Annotated in this window: 25 protein-coding genes and 1 tRNA gene; 12 read left to right on the top strand and 14 right to left on the bottom strand. The window is 65.6% G+C overall.

The features are described from left to right. Positions 1–28: 28 nt before the first annotated feature. The 4 genes from KBY66_RS14015 to psbB all read right to left on the bottom strand — a co-directional run bounded on the left by KBY66_RS14015 (position 29) and on the right by psbB (position 3,511). Positions 29–1,081: a 30S ribosomal protein S1 gene (locus KBY66_RS14015; protein WP_255090244.1), complete on the bottom strand. Its 1,053-nt coding sequence runs from the start codon at positions 1,079–1,081 to the stop codon at positions 29–31. Between the two features lie 90 nt (positions 1,082–1,171). Next, positions 1,172–1,675, bottom strand: a complete 504-nt coding sequence (gene nrdR / locus KBY66_RS14010) for a transcriptional regulator NrdR (RefSeq protein WP_255090231.1) — start codon at positions 1,673–1,675, stop codon at positions 1,172–1,174. 156 nt (positions 1,676–1,831) lie between these two features. Next, complete coding sequence (locus KBY66_RS14005) at positions 1,832–1,927, bottom strand: photosystem II reaction center protein T (protein WP_043368769.1); 96 nt, start codon at positions 1,925–1,927, stop codon at positions 1,832–1,834. A gap of 24 nt (positions 1,928–1,951) precedes the next feature. Beyond that, positions 1,952–3,511, bottom strand: a complete 1,560-nt coding sequence (gene psbB, locus KBY66_RS14000; RefSeq protein WP_255090230.1) for a photosystem II chlorophyll-binding protein CP47 — start codon at positions 3,509–3,511, stop codon at positions 1,952–1,954. 243 nt (positions 3,512–3,754) lie between these two features. Here psbB and KBY66_RS13995 point away from each other — a divergent pair, with 243 nt between their 5' ends. Next, entirely contained in the window at positions 3,755–4,243 is a 489-nt protein-coding gene (locus tag KBY66_RS13995; protein WP_255090229.1) for a (2Fe-2S)-binding protein, read from the top strand. Between the two features lie 15 nt (positions 4,244–4,258). Continuing rightward, on the top strand, positions 4,259–4,366 hold the full coding sequence (gene psbM / locus KBY66_RS13990) for a photosystem II reaction center protein PsbM (protein WP_255090228.1): 108 nt from the start codon (positions 4,259–4,261) through the stop codon (positions 4,364–4,366). Positions 4,367–4,377: 11 nt separating this feature from the next. Here the strand turns inward: psbM and KBY66_RS13985 are convergent, their stop codons facing one another. Next, entirely contained in the window at positions 4,378–5,226 is an 849-nt protein-coding gene (locus KBY66_RS13985; protein ID WP_255090227.1) for a universal stress protein, read from the bottom strand. A 71-nt stretch (positions 5,227–5,297) separates the two neighbouring features. Here KBY66_RS13985 and KBY66_RS13980 point away from each other — a divergent pair, with 71 nt between their 5' ends. From KBY66_RS13980 to KBY66_RS13960, 5 genes are read left to right on the top strand one after another with little or no spacing between them, the layout of a single operon-like run. Further along, positions 5,298–5,747 (top strand): acyl-CoA thioesterase, encoded by a 450-nt coding sequence (locus KBY66_RS13980; protein ID WP_255090226.1) that lies wholly within the window; start codon positions 5,298–5,300, stop codon positions 5,745–5,747. A 49-nt stretch (positions 5,748–5,796) separates the two neighbouring features. Beyond that, on the top strand, positions 5,797–6,996 hold the full coding sequence (locus KBY66_RS13975) for a DNA-processing protein DprA (RefSeq protein ID WP_255090225.1): 1,200 nt from the start codon (positions 5,797–5,799) through the stop codon (positions 6,994–6,996). Between the two features lie 47 nt (positions 6,997–7,043). Then, a complete protein-coding gene (gene prmC, locus KBY66_RS13970; RefSeq protein ID WP_255090224.1) occupies positions 7,044–7,961 on the top strand; it encodes a peptide chain release factor N(5)-glutamine methyltransferase in 918 nt (305 codons plus the stop codon). Continuing rightward, positions 7,958–8,584 (top strand): L-threonylcarbamoyladenylate synthase, encoded by a 627-nt coding sequence (locus tag KBY66_RS13965; RefSeq protein ID WP_255090223.1) that lies wholly within the window; start codon positions 7,958–7,960, stop codon positions 8,582–8,584. The genes prmC and KBY66_RS13965 overlap by 4 nt, the downstream gene beginning before the upstream one ends. A 29-nt stretch (positions 8,585–8,613) precedes the next feature. Then, positions 8,614–8,772 (top strand): hypothetical protein, encoded by a 159-nt coding sequence (locus tag KBY66_RS13960; protein WP_255090222.1) that lies wholly within the window; start codon positions 8,614–8,616, stop codon positions 8,770–8,772. Positions 8,773–8,799: 27 nt separating this feature from the next. Here the strand turns inward: KBY66_RS13960 and KBY66_RS13955 are convergent, their stop codons facing one another. The 5 genes from KBY66_RS13955 to minD all read right to left on the bottom strand — a co-directional run bounded on the left by KBY66_RS13955 (position 8,800) and on the right by minD (position 11,113). Next, entirely contained in the window at positions 8,800–9,489 is a 690-nt protein-coding gene (locus tag KBY66_RS13955) for a hypothetical protein (RefSeq protein ID WP_255090221.1), read from the bottom strand. Positions 9,490–9,639: 150 nt separating this feature from the next. After that, positions 9,640–9,711 (bottom strand) — tRNA-Thr (locus tag KBY66_RS13950). A gap of 11 nt (positions 9,712–9,722) precedes the next feature. Further along, complete coding sequence (locus KBY66_RS13945; RefSeq protein WP_255090220.1) at positions 9,723–9,929, bottom strand: response regulator transcription factor; 207 nt, start codon at positions 9,927–9,929, stop codon at positions 9,723–9,725. Positions 9,930–10,006: 77 nt separating this feature from the next. Continuing rightward, positions 10,007–10,300 (bottom strand): cell division topological specificity factor MinE, encoded by a 294-nt coding sequence (gene minE, locus KBY66_RS13940; RefSeq protein WP_255090219.1) that lies wholly within the window; start codon positions 10,298–10,300, stop codon positions 10,007–10,009. A gap of 6 nt (positions 10,301–10,306) precedes the next feature. Beyond that, complete coding sequence (gene minD / locus KBY66_RS13935; protein WP_255090218.1) at positions 10,307–11,113, bottom strand: septum site-determining protein MinD; 807 nt, start codon at positions 11,111–11,113, stop codon at positions 10,307–10,309. 103 nt (positions 11,114–11,216) lie between these two features. Between minD and KBY66_RS13930 the strand changes: the two genes are divergently transcribed. The 3 genes from KBY66_RS13930 to KBY66_RS13920 are packed head-to-tail and all read left to right on the top strand — an operon-like array spanning position 11,217 to position 13,430. Next, positions 11,217–12,221 carry a phospholipase D-like domain-containing protein gene (locus KBY66_RS13930; RefSeq protein ID WP_255090217.1) on the top strand — a complete coding sequence of 335 codons (1,005 nt, stop codon included), beginning with the start codon at positions 11,217–11,219 and terminating at the stop codon, positions 12,219–12,221. Then, positions 12,214–12,831, top strand: coding sequence for a chromate transporter (locus tag KBY66_RS13925; RefSeq protein ID WP_255090216.1), 618 nt, complete (start codon positions 12,214–12,216; stop codon positions 12,829–12,831). Before KBY66_RS13930 ends, KBY66_RS13925 begins: the two co-directional genes overlap by 8 nt. Next, entirely contained in the window at positions 12,828–13,430 is a 603-nt protein-coding gene (locus KBY66_RS13920; RefSeq protein WP_255090215.1) for a chromate transporter, read from the top strand. The genes KBY66_RS13925 and KBY66_RS13920 overlap by 4 nt, the downstream gene beginning before the upstream one ends. On the opposite strand, the gene minC is transcribed toward KBY66_RS13920, so the two are convergent. The 3 genes from minC to ctpZ are packed head-to-tail and all read right to left on the bottom strand — an operon-like array spanning position 13,420 to position 16,648. Beyond that, a complete protein-coding gene (minC, locus tag KBY66_RS13915) occupies positions 13,420–14,136 on the bottom strand; it encodes a septum site-determining protein MinC (RefSeq protein WP_255090214.1) in 717 nt (238 codons plus the stop codon). The genes KBY66_RS13920 and minC overlap by 11 nt on opposite strands. A 23-nt stretch (positions 14,137–14,159) precedes the next feature. Then, complete coding sequence (locus KBY66_RS13910) at positions 14,160–15,431, bottom strand: HD domain-containing protein (RefSeq protein WP_255090213.1); 1,272 nt, start codon at positions 15,429–15,431, stop codon at positions 14,160–14,162. Beyond that, the gene (gene ctpZ, locus KBY66_RS13905; protein ID WP_399225584.1) at positions 15,428–16,648 is read right to left on the bottom strand and encodes a carboxyl-terminal processing protease CtpZ; all 1,221 of its coding nucleotides are present in this window, start codon (positions 16,646–16,648) and stop codon (positions 15,428–15,430) included. Before ctpZ ends, KBY66_RS13910 begins: the two co-directional genes overlap by 4 nt. Positions 16,649–16,702: 54 nt before the next feature. Between ctpZ and petB the strand changes: the two genes are divergently transcribed. Next, complete coding sequence (gene petB, locus KBY66_RS13900; protein WP_255090212.1) at positions 16,703–17,377, top strand: cytochrome b6; 675 nt, start codon at positions 16,703–16,705, stop codon at positions 17,375–17,377. Positions 17,378–17,449: 72 nt separating this feature from the next. Further along, positions 17,450–17,932 carry a cytochrome b6-f complex subunit IV gene (gene petD / locus KBY66_RS13895; protein ID WP_255090211.1) on the top strand — a complete coding sequence of 161 codons (483 nt, stop codon included), beginning with the start codon at positions 17,450–17,452 and terminating at the stop codon, positions 17,930–17,932. Positions 17,933–18,023: 91 nt separating this feature from the next. Here petD and KBY66_RS13890 read toward each other — a convergent pair whose 3' ends face one another. Next, positions 18,024–19,484, bottom strand: coding sequence for a glycoside hydrolase 100 family protein (locus tag KBY66_RS13890; protein ID WP_255090210.1), 1,461 nt, complete (start codon positions 19,482–19,484; stop codon positions 18,024–18,026). Between the last annotated feature and the right edge of the window lie 284 nt (positions 19,485–19,768).

Below are 19,768 nucleotides of genomic sequence, written 5' to 3'. Positions count from 1 at the left end.
GGGTCGGTGGTTCGGGAATGGGTGAGGGTCAGTCGACGGTGACGCCCATCGGCTCGGTTTCGGCCTGCTCCAGCAACATCTGCTTGTAGCGGGCAGCCATCTCCTCGGCCTTGTCGAACACCTTCTGGGGATCGGTGAGCATGTCACCGGGTTCGGGTTCGAGGGCCTTGGTGGAGAGGGAGATCCGGCCTCGCTCGGCGTCGAGGTCGATGATCATCACCTTCATCTGATCGTTCACATTGAGCACCGTGTGGGGCGTTTCGATGTGTTCGTGGCTGATCTCGGAGATGTGCAGCAGGCCGCTGACACCGCCGATGTCAATGAAGGCGCCGTAGGGCTTGATGCCCCGGACGGTGCCGATCACCACCTCGCCCACCTCCAGCCGGTTCATCTTGCGCTCCACCAGGGCGCGGCGATGGCTGAGCACCAGGCGGTTGCGCTCCTCGTCCACCTCCAGAAACTTCAGGGGCAGGAAGTCGGCGACCAGATCCTCCTTGGGCTTGCGGGTGCTGATGTGGCTGCCGGGGATGAAGCCACGCAGACCCTCCACCCGCACCAGGGCGCCGCCCCGGTTGGTGGCAAACACTTCGCTGTAGATCGTGGCGTCTTCCTTCTGGAGCTGGCGCACCCGCTCCCAGGCCCGCTGGTATTCGATGCGCCGGATCGAGAGGGTGAGCTGGCCGTCTTCGTTTTCTTCGCTGAGGATGAAGAACTCGCGGATCTCGCCGGGCTCCAGCACATCGCTGAGGTTCTCGACCCTGTTGATCGACACCTCCTGCAGGGGCATGAAGGCGGCGGTCTTGGCGCCGATGTCGATCATGGCCCCCTTGGGCTCCATGGCGAACACCGTGCCGTTCACCACGTCGCCGGGTTTGAAGTTGTAGTCGTACTTGCTGAGCAGGGAGGCGAACTCTTCCAGCGTGAAGCCGGCGTTCTCGAAATCCCTGGAGACGGCACGGCTGGCCGGATCATCTGCGGTCGGAACCTCTTCCAGGATGTCGAGGTCGAAATCAGCCGCCGGTTCGTCGGCGAGATCCAGTTCGGCCTCGGTGCTGCTGATCTCGGAAGGGGTCACGGTCATGAAGGGATGGCGGTCTGCCACAGGCAGAACGAGGGAGAGGTGCATCTGCCCGCCGACAGAACGCACCTAATCCCCGATCATACAAAAGCCTCAGCGCACAACGGCCAGGGTGGCTGCGGAGCCGTCGCCGCGCTGGCGGGAGCTGCGGCGGCTGAGGCCTTCGAGGGTGGCCACGAAGTCGTTGATGCCCTGGAACTGGCGGTAGACCGAGGCAAAACGCACGTAGGCCACCTCGCTCATCTCGCTGAGCTGGAGCAGCACAAGCTCACCGATTTCGCTGCTGCTCACCTCACGGCCGCTGCGCTGCTGGAGTTGCAGTTCGATCTCATCGACGACCATCTGCAGCCGGGCGGGTTCCAGACCCGTTTTTTCGCAGGCCCTCAGCAAGCCGTGCAGCAACTTGGAGCGATTGAACAGCTCGCGCACCCCGTTCCGTTTGACCACGGTGATCGGCACCGTTTCCACCCGTTCGTAGGTGGTGAAGCGAAAATCGCAGTTCAGGCATTCGCGCCGCCGCCGCACACTTTTGCCAGCTTCGGCGGCGCGGGATTCCAGCACCCGGCTGTCGGTGTGTTGGCAGGAGGGACATTGCATCCCACAGACACCCAAACGGTTGCAATCAAGTGTAAACAGTAACTCTTCAAATGAGAAGGGTTCCGCTGCCGCCGTTCTGGAACGGTCGATCGGAGCATGTTCCAAGAGAAAGCCCCCTGGCGGACCAGGGGGCTTGAAGGGGTGCAACCCTGGTGGCTACTTGCCGATCTTCGGGGGATCGCGGAAGGCGATCGCGAAGAACAGGGTGGCCAAGGCCAAGGTGAGGATGAGGATGTAGGCGAAGCTCTCCATCAGGAATCTCCGGGAGTGAAAGGATCAGCTGATCGTGCTGCCGGCAGAGGGGGTGGCTCCTTGGGGCATCCGGCGGGTGGTTCGATCGCCCAGCTTCTGGAACAGACCGAATTCGATCTGCTCACCGAGGTCGGGATCGATTCCGGCGAACACATCGCGGTAGAGGGTGCGAGCCCCATGCCAGATGTGGCCGAAGAAGAAGAGCAGGGCGAAGGTGGCATGGCCGAAGGTGAACCAGCCCCGGGGGGAGCTGCGGAACGTGCCGTCGGAGTGGTAGGTGGTGCGATCGAATTCGAACGCCTCACCCAGCTGGGCCTTGCGAGCCAGTCGCTTGACGGCGGCGGGATCGGTGAAGGTCTGGCCGTTGAGGGCACCGCCATAGACCTTGGCCGTGACCCCGGTTTGCTCGAAGGAGTACTTGGCTTCGGCCCGCCGGAAGGGGATGTCGGCCCGGACGATCCCTTGGCTGTCTTCGAGAACCACGGGGAAGTTTTCGAAGAAGTTGGGAAGCCGTCGCACTTGCAGATCGCGGCCGTCCTTGTCGGTGAAGCTGATGTGGCCCAGCCAGCCGGTGGGCAGGCCATCGCCGTTCACCATCGGACCAACCCGGAAGAGGCCCCCTTTGGCTGGGCTGTTGCCGACGTAGTCGAAGAAGGCGAGTTTTTCAGGAATCGCGCCATAGGCCTCTTCCTTGGTGGCGCCGTTCTCCAGGGCGGTGGCCACACGGCGGTTGATTTCGGTTTTGAAATAGCCCTGGTCCCACTGGTACCGGGTGGGGCCGAACAGCTCAACCGGTGTGGCGGCCGAGCCATACCACATGGTTCCCGCCACGATGAAGGCGGCGAAGAACACGGCGGCAATGGCGCTGGCTAAAACCGTTTCGATGTTGCCCATGCGCAACGCCTTGTAGAGGCGCTCGGGGGGGCGGGTTGTGATGTGGAAGATGCCGGCGATGATCCCGACGATCCCCGCCGCGATGTGGTGGGCAACGATCCCGCCCGGATTGAACGGGTTGAAGCCCTCCGGACCCCACGACGGTTGCACCTTCTCCAGATGGCCCGTGATGCCATAGGGGTCGGAGACCCACATGCCAGGGCCGAAGACGCCCGTGAGGTGGAACGCTCCGAATCCGAAGCAACCCAGGCCGGCGAGCAGCAGGTGAATGCCGAAGATCTTGGGGAGATCCAGGGCGGGTTCGCCGGTGCGCGGGTCCTGCCAGATCTCCAGGTCCCAGTAGGTCCAGTGCCAGATGGCGGCCAGGAACAACAGACCACTGAAGATGATGTGGGCGGCAGCGACCCCTTCGAAACTCCAGAAACCTGGATCGACGCCGGTTTCGCCGGTGACGCTCCAGCCCCCCCAGCTGCCTGTGACGCCGAGGCGGGCCATGAAGGGCATGACGAACATGCCCTGGCGCCACATCGGGTTCAGGACCGGGTCGGATGGATCAAAAATCGCGAGCTCGTAGAGCGCCATGGAGCCGGCCCAGCCGGCAACCAGAGCAGTGTGCATGAGGTGCACGGCCAGCAAGCGGCCCGGGTCGTTGATCACGACCGTGTGCACCCGATACCAGGGCAATCCCATGGGGGTAAGGTCCGGGGAAACAAACGGATGCCGCAGCCAAGGCCAGGGCAGTGGACGATCGATGGGATCGATCCGTTGGCCGATGGTAAGGGTTACGGGAGGCCCGGGGTGGACGCGGCGATGAGCTGAAACGAGCCGTGACCCTTGATTGAGACAGCCGCCGCGGATTGAGCCGATTGATCACAAGGCAGTTACAAAACGCAACCTCCCCGTTCAGAATGGGGGTTGTCGGTTTCCTCGCCCATGCCCGTGATTCGTTTCGTCCGTGAGGGCCTTGATGTGGAGTGTTACCCGGGGGAGAATCTTCGTGAGGTGGCCCTGCGCGCCGGCGTGGAGCTCTATGGGCTGAAGGGAAAGCTGGGCAACTGCGGCGGCTGTGGCCAGTGCATCACCTGTTTCGTCGGTGTCGCCGACGATGGTGCCGACCAGACCGGCCCACCGGCTCTCAGTGCCCGAACCGCAGTGGAGGATCGCAAGCTCCAGGGCCGACCCCAGAACTGGAGACTGGCCTGTCAGGCCCTGGTGGAGCGCTCCCTGGTGGTGCTCACCCGCCCCCAGCTCGGCGGAGGCCAGGGGGATGCGCTCCTGGCGGCGGCTTCCCTCACCCCGCTGCCTGCCGGACCGATCGCCTGGCCAGCCCCACCGGAGACTCCTCAGGCCAAGGAGGAAGAATCCGCAACGGCCGATGAAGCGGAGCCAGATGGGCCGAGTGCCGGTGATACGGTCCGGTGAAACCCGCACCTACCGATGGAAACCAACGATCTCGGTTTCGTGGCCAGCCTGCTGTTCGTGCTGGTACCGGCAGTTTTCCTGATCATCCTTTACATTCAGACCAGCAGCCGCCAGCAGGGTTGAGGCCTGGTCGCTCAGCGGCGTCCTTCCGGCTCCCGGACCAGCAACACCGGCGCCGGAGCATGCACCCGGATGTAATCACTGACGGAACTGCCCAGCAGACGATCGATGTCGACCAGCCCCTTGGCCACCAAGGGGCGCCGGTCCTGGGAGGCGATCACGAGGAGATCGATGTTGAACTCCTTGGCCGCTTCGCACACCCCCCGGCCGATGTCGCCGGAGCGATGGATACCCTTCAGCTCCACGCCGAAGCTGCGGGCCCGTTGCACGGCCTTCTCGAGCACCTCGTCGGCCGGGCTCTTGCCACCCCGGCTGGGGGTGATGTCCTGGCGGGTGATGTGAATTCCGGCGAGAGTGCCCCCTGGAATCTCACGCACCAGCTCGCAGGCGATGCGGAGGGCATCCTCTCCCACGCCGGTCCCGTCGATCGTGACCAGCAGCCTGTTCACATGCCGCACGTAGAGGTCGTCGCGCACCAGCAGCATCGGGCGGGTGGCCAGCTGAAACACGTACTGGCTGGAGCTGTTCGAGAGGATCGACTGCAGCCGGCCCAGGCCCCTGGAGCCCATCACGATCAGGTCGGCGTCGAGCTCGTCGGCCACTTGGAGCACGGTCTGTTTGGCGTCGCCCTGGCGGATGATCGCGTTCACATCGCCCGGGTTGAGCCCAAGCCGCTGGATGGCCCCGGCCACCAGCCCAGCCGCCCGCTGCCAATGGTCCTGGAAATCCTCCCCGGCCTGTTCCGTCACCACATGGAGGATGTTCAGCCGTGCCTGCTGGAAGCTGGGAAGGTCGCGCAGCATGCGCACCATCTCCTCCACGTGGCCCTTGCCGGAGTCGGCGATCAGAAGGTTGCGAAACACGAGGCTGTCGCGGTTCCGGTGCAGCCTATGGCGCGGAGACGATCCCCATCGGCATGGGCGGAAAGGTCGTAATGCACCAGCAGCCCAGCGGTCGGGGGTGGTGCCTTCAAAGGCGCGTGCTGCCGCAGCACACCGACCATGCCGGCGTGATGTGGCATGGCGCCTATGTGGGCTGGCTGGAGGAGGCCCGGGTGGAGGCCCTGGCTGCCGCCGGTCTGGATTACGGCCACCTCACGGCCCGGGGCCTGGAGCTGCCGGTGGTGTCCCTGGCGATCGATTACCGGCAGGCCCTCCTCCATGGCGATGGGGTGGAGGTGTGGAGCGTGCTGGAACCACGCCAGGGGATCCGGCTGCGATGGCGCAGCCGCTTTCTGGGTCCGACGGGCGTGTTGGCGGCGGAGGCGTGGGTGGAGCTGGTGCTGCTGGACCTGAGCCAGGGAGCTTCCCGGCGGCGGCTGGTGCGGCGCTTCCCGGCCGATCTGGAGGAGGCCTTGGGGGCCCTCGCCCGGGGACCGGCCTGAGTCGATCGGCAGCCTGCGGTACATTTGTACTGAGTAGGAGGCAGGCGCATTGGGTGATCTCGTTGTCGGAGCGTTCCCCCGGGCCGGCCCGAGCGGGCCAGCGGGTCCACGCCATCGCGGTGGAGCCCCGGCCTGGTCGCAGCAGCGCCGGGGCTGGTGGCTGCTCTGGAGCGGTTGCCCCGGCCTGGGCTGGAGCAGGCTCCACCAGCTCGAAGCCGCCTTTGGAAGCCTGGAGCTGGCCTGGTTTGTCCCCCAGGGCCGCTTGATTCAATTGCCTGGTTTCGGCCCAGGGCTGGTGGCCCGCATCGAAGCGTTTCGGCGGCGCTGGGGCAGTGATCCATGGCGAGGCGGGGGCCCGCCACGTCCCGCTTGTCGGCCGGTGATCCTGCCGGGTGATCCCGCCTATCCGCAGGCCCTGGCCCAGTTGGAGCGTCCGCCCCTGGGGCTGTACTGGCAGGGGAGGGGCAGCCTGTGGCCCCAGCTTCGCCATCGCCGGGCCATTGCCGTGGTCGGAACGCGGCGGCCCTCCCTGCATGGCCTGTCGATGGCGCGGGCCCTGGGGGCGGCCCTGGCCGCGGCGGGCTGGCCGGTGGTGAGCGGGCTTGCGGAAGGCATCGATGCGGCCGCCCACCGCGGCTGCCTTGAACGGGGCGGCTGGCCGGTGGCGGTCGTGGGCACTCCGCTGGAGCGGGTCTATCCCCGCCACCACGGCCCCCTGCAAACCGAAGTGGGGGCCAGGGGATTGCTGCTTACGGAGCAAGCGCCTGGAGCGGCGGTGCAGCGCGGGAACTTCGCCGCGCGCAACCGATTGCTGGTGGCCCTGTCCCAGGCCGTGGTCGTGGTCGAGTGCCCCCATGGCAGTGGCGCCCTGCATTCCGCCGACCTGGCCTGGCAAGAGGGTCTTCCCCTCTGGGTGGTGCCCGGAGACGCGGGTAAGGCTTCTGCCGCCGGCAGCAACCGCCTGCTGGTGCGGGGAGCAACCCCGTTGCTCGAGCCGGCCGATCTGATCAGCCAGCTGGGGCACGGACCCCTGGCCGCCGCTGCTGCGGCGGGCTGTCCATCCCCCCCGGCTGCTGCCGGTTCCGCATCGGATCAGGTGCTGCTGGCTGCTCTCGGTGCTGGCGCCTCCCTGGAGCAGCTGGGCGGCAGCCTGGGGCTTCCGGTCGTCGAGCTCTCCAGCCGTTTGCTTCGCCTTGAGCTGGCCGGCCGGATCAGGGCGGAGCCCGGGCTTTGCTGGCGGCCCCTCTGAAGCTGGGTTTCTAGGCTTTGGCGCAATGATGCGGCCTGGGTGTTTGCGTGCTTTCCCCCGCTGAAGAAACGCTTTCCGGAACCGCCCTTCTGGCCTGGCGCCGATCCCTGCTGGCCGAGGGCGGCCATGCCGCCGACTTCGACTGGTTGCTGGATCTGGCCGGTGGCCTCGACGCCCAGGCTCGTCGGCGCCTTTGGTCGGATCTGGAGCGGCCCGTGTCCCTGCGCCGCAGCCCGCCTGCGCTGGCGGCCCTCTGGCGACGGCATCTGCGCGATCACACGCCCCTCCAGTACCTGGTGGGCCTCTGCCCCTGGCGCGATTTTGAGCTTGGCGTTGGCCCCGGCGTGCTGATCCCCCGCCCGGAAACCGAGTTGCTCGTTGACCTGGCCATCGCGGCCCTGGCGCCAAGGCCGCCCAAGGCCCAGCTCCGCTGGGCTGACCTGGGCACCGGATCCGGTTGCCTGGCCCTGGGGCTGGCCCGGGCCTTCCCGGCCAGCTCGGGGCTGGCCGTGGATTGCAGCCCCGAGGCCCTCCTCCAGGCGGAAGCCAACCTGCGGGCGGCGGGTCTGTGGGAGCGAGTGCATCTGCGGCAAGGGTCCTGGTGGGTCCCGCTGCAACCCTGGTGGGGTCAGCTGGACCTGGTGGTCAGCAACCCCCCCTACATCCCCTCATCGCTGTTGATGGGGCTCGACCCCGTTGTCCGCCTCCATGAACCCTGGCTGGCCCTTGATGGCGGCGAGGATGGCCTCAACGCCTTGCGGGCGATTGCCGCCGGCGCCGTCACGGCGCTGGCGGCGGGGGGATTGTTGCTGTTGGAGCATCACCATGATCAGAGCGAGCCGGTCCGGGCGCTGCTTGTCGCTGCTGGGCTCGAGCAGGTGGTCTCCTTCCAGGACCTGGAGGGCCATGGGCGCTTCAGTGGAGCCCGCCGCAGCCTGGCCCACTCCCTGGCCCCCTCGCCATGAGCGATTTCTTCGATCTGGAAGAGGATGGGCGGGTGCTCGATGCCCCTCGTCTGGCTGTGGCCATTGCTGGCGGTTCGGCAGCCCTCTTTCCCACCGATACCCTGCCGGCCCTGGCATCGCTTCCGGCTGCGGCCGGTTCCCTCTGGGCGCTCAAGGGCCGGCCATCGCAGAAGCCGATGATCCTGATGGGCGCAGAACCGGAGGCGCTGTTCGCCGCCCTGGTGCTGCCTGTCAGGCCGGAGTGGCGATCGATGGCGGCCCGCTGCTGGCCTGGGGCCGTCACCCTGGTGTTGCCGGCCCGGGGCGCCATCGTGGCGGCGCTTCAGCCCCAGGCCCCTTCCTCGGGCCCTTGCCTTGGGCTGCGCATTCCCGCTTGCCCTGGCGCCCTGGCGCTGCTTCAACGCACGGGTCCCCTGGCGACCACCAGCGCCAACCGTACCGGGCAGCCGCCCTGCCGCCTGGCGGCGACGGCGGCGAAGGCCTTCCCAACCCTTCCCGTGCTTGCTCCCCTTCCCTGGCCCGCCATGGAAGGGGAAGCCAGCACGGTCATTCGCTGGCAGAGCGATGATCACTGGCAGGTGCTGCGCGCCGGTGCTGTGATTCCAGAAGGCTGCCGTGCCTAGGCCGCCCGTGATCTCCTCCGGGGAACCCCATGCTCTTGCTCAGCCTGGTGATTGTGGTGCTCCTCAGCGTTTTTCATGGGGTGATGGAGCCGGTGCAGCGTTGGGGCACCCCGTTGTTCGAGCTGCATGGCTGGACCTGGGTTCCCCTGCTGCTGGCAGCCTGGCTGCTGGCGGGCCAACGGCGCTGACGGCGGACTGCCTGACCCGCTGAACATTCAGCTGCGTTGCCAGTCGTCGGGGGGATCTGGTTTGTCCGTGCCGCTCAGGGAGGGGAACGTGTCCCTGACCAGGGCAACCAGGCTGCGGCGAACGGTCCCCCGGAAGGAAACGGCGGCCTCCGCAGGCAGGACCGGATACTCCTTCAGCCCTGGAGCCCCGTCACTCCGAAGCGGCTTCCAGCTCGTTTTCTCCGCTTGCTTGAGGGCTTCGAGCGGAGTGTTGAAGTCGAACGCCAGGGTGTGGCCCAGGGCCGCGGCTTCGCTGGCCCATTGCTCCCGTGCCGCCGTGAAGGCCTTGGCCTTGTGGGTGTCCGGCAACCCGAGCACTGGTTCGTAGTAGTCGAGGGCGCGCAGCTCCTCCTCCAGGATGATCGGCCAGGCCCCCACTTCGCCATCCTCCAGACCGGCCACGGCCCCGGGGGTTGTCATGGCAGCGAGATAAAATGCCAGCCACCTGTAGTGGGATTTCTGCTGGGTGGTCTTTTTCTGGGATCCCCCCTGGCCGCTGGCCGCTTGCTTGGGGAGCTCGCCTTCGGCTTTTCTGAGGAACTCCCGCTCCTCAGGCTCCAGGTTGATCGCCCCCCAGCGCTGTCGGTATTCCCAGAGTCGCTCGTAGCGGCTCACCGCTTCCGCTGGCCATCCGAGGGTCTTGAGTTCACCAGCCCGACTCTCCTGGTCTTTGCTCAACAGACGATTGTTCGTTGCGGACAGAACCCTAGGCGGGCACCGCTTCAGGCCTCCCTTCGGCCGGGGCGGCGGCCGCTGGAGTGGGGGTCTGAATCCTGGCGGAGAGCCTCAGGGTGCTGATCAAAAAGCAGGGGTTGACCAGGACAGTGAAGCCGGCTAACGGATTTGAACCGATGGCCTTCGCTTTACAAAAGCGCTGCTCTACCACTGAGCTAAGCCGGCACGGCCCGAGCTTATCGCTCGCCCAGGGCCCAGAGCAGCAGCTGGCTGCGGTTGCTGCACCCCGTCTTGGCCAACAGATGGGAGACATGGCTTTCGACGGTGCGATGGCTCAGCACCAGCACCGCGGCGATGGCCTTGTTGCTCAAGCCGCGGCGCAGGTGGCCAAGCACCTTCTCCTCGGCGGGGGTGACGCCGGCGCAAGAGGGGAGCTGGGCCATGGCTGGATCAGGAGGTTGCCTCCAGGGTTCCCAGCCGGGGACCAGCTGGTCGGGGCGTGCGCTGCCGCGATGGGCCTTCAGGCCGGGGCGGCGGAGGCGGGAAGGGGGGTGGTTCGGGCCCGCTTGATCGGCAGATTGGCCACCAGGGCCGTGACCCGATCCTCCGTTTCCAGGCTCACATCGCCTTCGTCCAGGTCGATCTCCACATAACGCGACACCACCTCGAGGATCTCGCGCCGCATCTGCTCGAGAAGTTCGGGGTTCAAGTCGCTGCGGTCGTGGGCCAGCACGAGCTGCAGGCGCTGCCGGGCGGTGCTGGCACTGGCGGCCTGACGGCCCAGGAGTTTGTCGATCAGGTCGCGCAGGGTCATCACGGGTCAGAAGATCTTGGTTTGCATCAGCCGACTCAACTTGGCCCGCATGCCCTGGGGTTCCTTGCTGGGATCCACAATCGGCACCTCTTCACCGCGTAGGCGACGGGCCACGTTGTTGTAAGCGAGCCCGGCCGGGGAGCGGCTGCCGTTCAGGGTGAGCGGTTCACCGCGGTTTGTCGAGACGATGACCTGCTCGTCCTCCACCACCAGACCGAGCAGGGGCAGGGCCAGGATGTCGGTGACATCACTGACCGCCAGCATCTCCTGGTTGGCCATCATCCGGGGCCGCACCCGGTTGAGCACCAGCTGGATCGGTTCGATGGCGCGGGTCTGCAGCAGGCCGATCACCCGATCGGCGTCGCGCACCGCAGACACTTCCGGTGTGGTGACCACGATCGCCTCCTTGGAGGCGGCAGCGGCGTTCTTGAAGCCATCCTCGATGCCCGCCGGGCAATCGATCAGAACGAAGTCGAAGCGGTCCTCAAGCAGCCCAACGATCTTCTGCATGTCGTCGGGGGTGAGCCACTCGAGCATGCGGGGGTTGCCGGCCGGCAGCAGGGAGAGGTTGGGCTCCTGCTTGTGCCTGACCAGGGCCTGCTCCAGCCGGCAGCTCTCGGCCAGCACCTCCTGGGCGGTGTAGACAATGCGATTCTCCAGCCCGAGCAGGAGATCGAGGTTGCGCAAGCCGAAGTCGGCATCCAGAACGGCGGTGCTGGACCCCTGCCGGGCCAGGGCAATGCCCAGGTTGGCGGTCAGGGTGGTCTTACCGACCCCGCCTTTGCCGGAACAGATCAGAATCGTGCGGCTCAAAGCGGTCGTCTCGGCGCTGTCAGGGATCTGTTCAGGCTAAAGCCTGTGGAACCATGGCCTCTGAAACGATGGGACGTAATTCTGCGATCGAGGAACCTTGCGGATGAAAGACCCCGGTCTAGGTCTTCGGCATCAACGGCTGCTGGTGATGCCCGATGACGGAGCGCAAGCGGTGCTCGATCTGATCGACTCCGCCTGCGACAGCCTGCTGATGAAACAGTTCAAGCTCGAGTCCGAGCAGATCGAGCAAGCCCTGCTGCGGGCCCATCAGAGGGGGGTTGCGGTGCAGGTCATGCTCAACCCCCACACCTCCGGTGGTGATCGCTGGAATGATGATGCCTTCACCAGGCTGCAGAGCAATGGCATGGCGGTGCGCTGGACGAATGAGGCCTTTCCGGTGACCCACGAGAAATCGATGGTGGTGGACCGGCGCTTTGCCCTGATCGCCAGCTTCAATCTCGCCGACAAATACTTCACCGAAACGCGCGACTACGGGGTGGTCAGTCAAGCCAGGCCGGTGGTGGATCAGGTGATTGCCGGTTTCGAGTCCGACTGGCACCGCACCTTCTTCGCCCCCGATCTCAGCGTCGGGCTGGTCTGGAGCAGCTTCCATAGCCGAGGCCAGATGGCCAGGCTGGTGGATACCGCCAAGGACACCCTCTGGATCCAGCACCCAAAATTCGTGGATGCGGTGATGCTCGATCGAATCATCTCCGCTCGTGAGCGGGGAGTGGCGGTGCGGGTGCTGTGCGGCGGCAAGCACGGCATCAGCGACTGGGATATCTACGACACGTTTTCTTCGCTGCGGGTGATGGAACGCTTCGGCGTCAAGGTGCGACGGCAGAAGCACCTCAAGCTTCACGCCAAACTGATCGTGGTGGATGGGGCCACAGCCCAGAGCGGCTCGATGAACATCGATCGCAGCGCCTTCGATGTGCGCAGGGAGCTGGGGATTGAAACCGACGCGCCCCATGTGGTGAAACGGCTCAAGGCGACGTTCGAAGCCGATTGGCTCCAATCCGGCAAGTACCACGCCCCGGATCCCCTCGATCCCAGCCTGCACGAACAGGGTGAACTGCCACCCGATCCCCACTTCGTGCATGACTGACTCAGGTTTGTCCCCGCCCACCCTGGCTTCCCTTGCTCCGAGCAGCGACGTGACCCTGGCGCCGGCACCGGGCCTGCGTGAGCTGTTCATCGGCATGCTGCAGGTGGCGCTCTCCTCCTTCGGCGGGGGCCTCTCGGCCTGGAGCCAGCGGATTGTGGTGGAGCAACGCCGCTGGATGACCAACGAGGACTTCCTCACCGGGCTCACCGTGGCGCGGCTGTTCCCTGGCCCCAATCAGATCAACATGGCTGTGTACATCGGCGCGAGTTTCCGTGGTCTGCCGGGTGCTGTGCTGGCGTTGGCGGGCATGCTGCTGGTTCCCTTCAGCCTGCTGATGCTGCTGGGGCTGGTGTATTTCCAGGTGCACCGGATACCAGAGGTGGACAGGGTGCTGGCGGGGGTGGTGGCGGCGGCGGCCGGCATGGCCCTCTCGATGGGCTTCAAGATCCTCGATACCTACTGGCGGGATCCGGTGGCGCTGGGGCTGGCTGCCGTCATCTTCGTGGCCATGGCCGTTCTGCATGTGCGCCTGATTCCCCTGGTGCTGGTGGCCGCTCCCCTGGCGATGGCCTGGTACTGGCCGCGGACGCCCCGCCCCGGTCCGGGATGAGGGAGGTCGCCCTTGCCAGCCTGGGCTGCACCCCAGTGGCGCTAACCGATCTGGGCGAGCTGGCCCAGGTGATCTGGACCTTCCTCTCGCTCTCGCTGTTTTCGCTCGGCGGCGGCAACACCTTGCTGGCGGAGTATCACCACCTCAGTGTCGAGCAGTTCTGCTGGCTCACCGATGCCCAGTTCGCCGATCTCTACGCCCTCGCCGAGGCGGCGCCGGGGCCCAGTTCGATGATCGTGGGCCTGCTCGGCATGGGGGCGGCCTGGAAGGAGGGGCCGCTGTGGGGGCTGCTCAGCGGCTTCGGGGCCGAGCTGGCGATCCTGTTGCCCTCCACCCTGCTGATGGTGGTGGCCTGCCTGAGCTGGAATCGCCTCAAGGACTCCCCCTGGCGCGTGGCCTTCGAGCGGGGCCTGGGGCCGATCACCCTGGGCATCCTGTTTGCGGTGGGGCTGAAGATTCTCACCACGGCCAACCACGGCCCCCGGGCGTACCTGGTGTCGATTGTGGTGTGTGTGCTGATGCTCCGCACCCGGATCTCGCCGCTGTGGTTCATGGGCCTGGCCGGCCTGCTCGGTGGCCTGGGCGTGATCAACCGCTGAGCGACGTTCCCCGAACCAACGGCCACTGGGGCCGGGCCGGATCGATCACGATGCGGCCGCCCTCCTCCAGCCTGGCCTCCTCGGTGAAGCCGGCCGGCGGGGGCTCCGTGGGACCCCTGGCCACGGCGGTGCCGATGCGGAGCTGCAGGGGGCGAAGCTCCAGCGCGACGATCCGGGCTCGCCCATCCCCCAGGCAGCCGGCGTGGGCGATGCCCCGCAGCCGCCCCCAGATCATCACGTGCCCGGCGGCGCTCACCCGGGCGCCTGGGTTCACGTCCCCCAGCACCAGCACGGAGCCTCCAACCTTGAGGTGGTCGCCGGAGCGGAGGGTGCCGTGGTGGAGGGTCAGCCCGTCGTTCTCCGGCGCGCCTTCGACCGCTGCCTCTGCCGGGTGTCCTGGCGGTTCAGGGCTTGAACGGGTGGACAGCCCCAGGGCCGCCGCCGCCACCAGGCTCGTTGCGATCCGGCTCTCCACCTGAATCAGAACCAGCGACCGTTCGGCGAGTTGTTGCTGCAGGGCCCTCAGCTCCGGAAGGCTCAGCCGCCACTTGCCGCAGTGGAGCACCACGGGACCACCCAGGGGCGGTTGAGAGTCCAGGCCATGGCGGACTTCCTCCAGCGCAGTGCCCGAACTGCTGGTTTCGTTGGGCAACAGCAACTGGTGGGGCAATTCTGGCCGCTCGGCCCGAATGAAAACGGCAGCCATCGCCGCACCCGAGGGGTATCAACCTAATCAGCTGTCTCCCTGGCATCGGTTCTCAGGGTTCGCTCGGCCTGCTGCAGAGCCAGGGAGATCTCGGTTGGATGGATCAACCAGGCCAGTGCCACGGGTTGGGTGAGGCTGGCCACCAGGGGGGAGCTGGCCTCGAGGGCCCGCAGTGTTTCCCCATCCCAGAGCCTCAGGCCGCCCTTGTAGGGGTGGTACCCCTGGCTCTGGCGTTGATGCAGGGCGCAACAAAGGCTGGGATCGAGACCGACCTTGCTGCTGAGTCGCTGCGCCCTGGCCAGGAGCTGCAGTTGCTGGCCCTGGGCGAGCCGGGTCACGTCGATGGCCTTGAGCAACTGTCGCTCCAGGAGCCGGCGACTGAAGGTGGCCAGGGCATCCGGAGCCTCCTCCCGCCAGCGGAGCAAGTGATAGCCCGTGCGCACGTCGTCGTTGGCCAGGAAGGTGGCGATATCGATGCTGGCGGGCTGCCATAGCCACCGGGCCATCACCGCATCGGCAAACACCCGCTCTGGCCCCAGGGCTCGGGCCGTGGCGATGGCCTGGTTCAGGAGCCAGTTGCACACCACGTTGAGCCGGTGGTTGTAGACGCTCCGGTACATCAGATCGCGCACCACGAGATAGTGCTCAACGGCCATCAACCCCTTGGGATGGAGGGCGAGGCTGCCATCAGGGGCGATCGTGAGGGCGGCAAGAATGCGCTCCAGATCCAGCTGGCCGTAGCAGGTGCCCGTGCTGTAGCTGTCGCGCAGCAGGTAGTCGAGGCGGTCGCAGTCGAGCTGGCTGCTCACCAGGGCCGCCACCGCCCGGCAACCATGGCGTCCGTGTTCGAGGAGGTCGGCCACCGCCGCTGCCGTGCCGGGCTCGAACTGCTCCAGCCGCCCGTGCAGGGCGGGATGCTCGCGCACCAGCCGCGCCGACCACGGTTCATGGCGCAGCCCGAACATGTCCTCGCCGGAGTGGCTGAGCGGAGCGTGGCCCACGTCATGGAGCAGGGCGGCGGCATAGAGCACCCCTTGATGCCGGTCAAGTTCGGGCTGCTGGCGACGGAGACCGGCCAGGGCGCGGCGGGCCACATGCAGCACGCCGAGGCTGTGGGTGAAGCGGCTCGATTCCGCCCCATGGAAGGTCAGGAAAGCTGGGCCCAGTTGGCGAATCCGACGCAGCCGCTGGAAGGGCACCGTTTCGATCAGATCCATCACCAGGGCTTCGGCCGGCAGCGAACGATCCAGGCGGATGGCCCCGTGGAGCGGGTCGTGGTAGGTGCGGCTGGTCATGCCCGCTCGATCTGCGCTTCCAGCTGCCGCTGGGCCTCCAGCAACCAGGTGTCCCCCTCGCCGCCGGGGTTGAGGGGCTCCGGATCCGCCAGGCGGTGATCCGGTTCGATGCCCAGGTTCTGGATGTCCCGTCCGCTGGGAGTCACGTAGCGCGCCACGGTGATGGCCAGTCCACTGCCGTCACCCAGGCCGATCAGGGTCTGGATCAGTCCCTTGCCAAAGGTGCGGCTGCCCAGCAGCTGGGAGCGACCGTCGTCCTGGAGGGCCCCGGCCAGGATTTCACTGGCGCTGGCGGTGCCGCCGTTTACCAGGGTCACCATGGGTCCGCTGTACCAGCTCCCTGGCGTGGCCTGGATCGGATCCCGCAGGCCGCCGCGATCCATGGTTTCCACGATCGCCTCCCCATCCAGCAGACCATTGGCCACGGCCAGGCCGGCATCCACAAGCCCTCCGGAATTGTTGCGGAGATCAAGCACGAGTCCCTCGATTCCCCTGGAAGAGAACGTTTGCAACAGCTGCCTGACCTGCTCCGGCACCGGCTCACTGAACTGGTTGATCCGCAGGTAGCCCAGGCGGTGGCCTTGCTGCTCAAGCTCACGGCCGCGCACCGGCTGAAGATTCACCTCACGGCGCTCCAGCAGCAACTCCCTTGTCGCGCCATCGGCAGAACGAAGCAGCAGCCGGACTCGGCTTCCAGCCGGCCCCCTCAGCCTGCTGGCGGTGGCTTCGAGCCCCATGGCCGCGGCGGAGGCGCCTTCCACCTCCAGAATTTCTGTTCCCGAGATGATTCCGGCCTCGGCGGCCGGTGATCCCTCCAGGGGGGTGATCGCCAGGATCCGCTGGTCCGCGCCGCTGCTGCCCAGTTGCAGGCCGATGCCGCTGACGCTCCCCTGGGTGGCGGAGCGCAGCACTTTGTAGTCGGTGGGTCGAAGCAGGCGGGTGTAGGGATCGGCGAGGGGGGCAAGCATGGCAGCGATGGCGGCGTAGGCAGCTTCGCTGCTCTCGATCGGTTGCTCGAGGGCCTTCTGCCGCAGCTGGCGCCAGTGCACCGCCTCGAAGCGGGCCGGGTTCACGTAGCTCTGGTTCACCAGCCGCCAGGCCTCAACGACGAGTTGCTGCCCGTCGTTGAGGGCAAGGGCGGCGCCCGCGGGGACCCAGAGGGCCGCCGCCAGCAGCAGGGCCAGGGGGCCTCTCCACCAACCCCGTGGAGCGATCACGGCGCTTGCGCCCCGATCGGTAGAATCTGCCAAACCACAACCTCCAGCTGCTTCATGGCGAACTCGTCTCCCGCCTCCAAGTCGTCTCCTGTGTACGACTGGTTCGAGGAGCGCCTGGAGCTCCAGGCGATCGCCGACGACATCTCGTCCAAGTATGTACCGCCGCACGTCAACATCTTTTATTGCCTTGGCGGCATCACCCTCGTCTGCTTCCTGATCCAGTTTTCAACTGGATTTGCGATGACATTTTACTACAAGCCTACCGTTGCCGAGGCTTACACCTCCGTTCAATACCTGATGACGGACGTCAGCTTCGGATGGCTGATTCGCTCTGTTCATCGTTGGAGCGCCAGCATGATGGTGCTGATGCTCATCCTTCATGTCTTTCGTGTCTATCTCACCGGTGGCTTCAAGCGTCCCCGGGAGCTCACCTGGATCACCGGCGTGATCATGGCGGTGATCACCGTGGCTTTTGGCGTCACCGGCTACTCCCTCCCTTGGGATCAGGTCGGTTACTGGGCGGTCAAGATCGTCTCTGGCGTGCCCGCAGCCGTGCCGGTTGTCGGTGATTTCATGGTGGAGTTGCTGCGGGGTGGCGAAAGCGTGGGTCAGTCCACCTTGACCCGTTTTTACAGCCTCCACACCTTCGTGATGCCCTGGCTGCTTGCTGTGTTCATGCTGATGCACTTCCTGATGATCCGCAAGCAGGGCATTTCAGGTCCGTTGTGATTCGACCCTCCTCACCCTTTCCTGCTTAGGATTTCCCCATTCCTGTTCCAAGCCAACCTTTTGGTCTTCGCCATGCACATCCTCAAGAAGCCTGACCTCAGCGACCCCAGTCTTCGCGCCAAGCTTGCCAAGGGCATGGGACATAACTACTACGGAGAGCCGGCTTGGCCGAACGACCTGCTCTACATCTTCCCGGTTGTCATTCTCGGAACCATCGCCTGCTGCGTTGGTTTGGCTGTCCTTGATCCGGCCATGCTGGGTGACAAGGCCGATCCCTTTGCCACCCCCCTGGAGATTCTCCCCGAGTGGTACCTCTATCCCGTCTTCCAGATTCTTCGAGTTGTCCCGAACAAGTTGCTCGGCATAGCCCTGCAAACCATGGTTCCCTTGGGTCTCATGCTGATCCCCTTCATCGAGAGTTTCAATAAGTTTCAAAATCCATTCCGCCGGCCTGTGGCAATGGCGGCCTTCCTGTTTGGCACTGTCTTCACCATTTATCTCGGCATCGGTGCTGCCATGCCCATCGACAAGTCATTGACCCTGGGCCTGTTCTGAATCCTGATTCGGAGCTCTTTATCTCTTTGTTTCTGATGCACACGAGCAGCAACTGAACTGCGGCTATGGCCGCAGTTTTTTTTATGCCGAGCTACCTAGCGGTAGTGGGCCCATCAATGTGGAGCGCCGTTACATCCCCAGGGTTCACCCTCAGCAGGTGATGGAGCAGCAGGAAGCCCACAATCGTCCAGGTCTGGTACGTTCGTGCCTGCTGGCCCACCCAGGTTCCTGTCGGTCCGTCGAAGTACTCGGCCCATTGCTGCCTGGGCAGTTGGTTCAGCTGTGACCAGTAGCATTCTTCCAGCATTGCCTTGGTCTGGCCCATCAGCAGCACATCGGCCTGGGGATGGAGCTGCTCATGGAGCAGGATCGCCCCGCCGAGATACCAGAGAAGGCTGGGCCAGTGGCCACCGTTGTGATAGCTCCAGGGCCAGTTCTTGGGGTCGGAGCCGGTTTTGTTCGACCATTCCGTCGCTTCCATCGGTGGATGACAGATGCGCATCGGCATCTGGGCGATCAGATCGGAGCGATTGTGCAAAACCAACCGAAACAGGGCCCTTTGCTGGGGTGCGGTCAGCAGTCCGAACAGGCAGGCCAGTGAATTGCCAAGGCTGTAGAAGCGGAAGTCGGGCCGCCCCGTCCGCATGTTGCCGATCAGGTAGCCACCCCGGTTCTCCAGCCAGTCCTGCAGCCAGTCCGGAATCACCTGGGGCTGAACATTGAACTCGTTCTGATGCTGCTGATCGCCGTACTGTTCGGTGGGCCTGCGCCTCAGCACCTGCATGGTTTTGCTGGTCACCCAGTAGTGCTTGAGCAGAAAGGAGCGCAGGTTGTGGATCCACTGCCTGGTCAGAACGAGCCGTTGCTCCAGTAAACGGCTGCTGCGGTCCTGTTGCGCCAGCTCCATCAGGTGGCAGCAGCTTTTCAGGCAGCCATACAGGAGCACCTCCACTTCCAGGGGCGCCCCCCACACGTCCATCGGGCGGTCAATCATGAAGGCGCAATCGGGGACGAAAAGCACAGGCGTGCCTTCGAAGCTCGGGTGCAACACCAGATCAAGGAGCAACTGGGCACCACGCTGCACCTTCTGGCTGGCGCCAAAGTCCCTGTCCTGGCTGCGGCGAACGTAGAGCCAGCAGAGGATCGGCCACCAAAGGCTGGCATCCACCGATGTGATCCGCCCGATCGAGCGCTGGCCGTAGTCGGCAATCAGGTTGCCGTTTTGTTCCGTGAAGCTGGTTGGGAACACCCCCCTGGTCTGATAGGTGCTGCTCTGCAGGTCCAGGCAAACCTCCAGAAAGTGACGAACAATCTCAAATCTCCCCTGCAGCAGCAGGTACATCATCACCGGGACGTTGTCCCGCAGGAAGACCTCGCCGTAGTTCAGGGCTTCGCTGCTGCGGGGATGTTCCAGAGCGGCCACGGAGCCCACCAACTGGCCGCGGGCCAGAACCAGGGTGCGCTCGAACTGCTCCTTCGCCTTCTGGACGACAGACTCTTCCTTGGAGCTGGGCCGAACCCGGAGCCGCTCCTGGCTGAAATTGGTGGGCAACCTGAGCTCCCTGAAGGCCTGTCGGGAGGCCCTTGGATCCTAGGAGCGGCCTTGAGGGTCGTTGCGGTCGGATCCGAGATCGAGCCACCCTGGAGATTTTCCTGCCCTGGGCGGAGGCGTTGGTAGGAGAGGGAGGAGATGTGTGATAGGTTGATGGACTGCGCGGGAGCCGAGAGGCGAGCGTTGCAGGGGGCTTGGAGCAGAGGGGGCGGAAGCCGTTGATGCTGTAAGTTTCAGAAGCGGTTGAGAGACCGCGGAGCCGAGGAAGCCCGAGAGGGCGGGTA

The organism is Synechococcus sp. Tobar12-5m-g, from assembly GCF_024345415.1.
Classification (GTDB): Bacteria; Cyanobacteriota; Cyanobacteriia; order PCC-6307; family Cyanobiaceae; genus Regnicoccus.
This window is presented reverse-complemented; position numbering and strand designations above follow the sequence as displayed.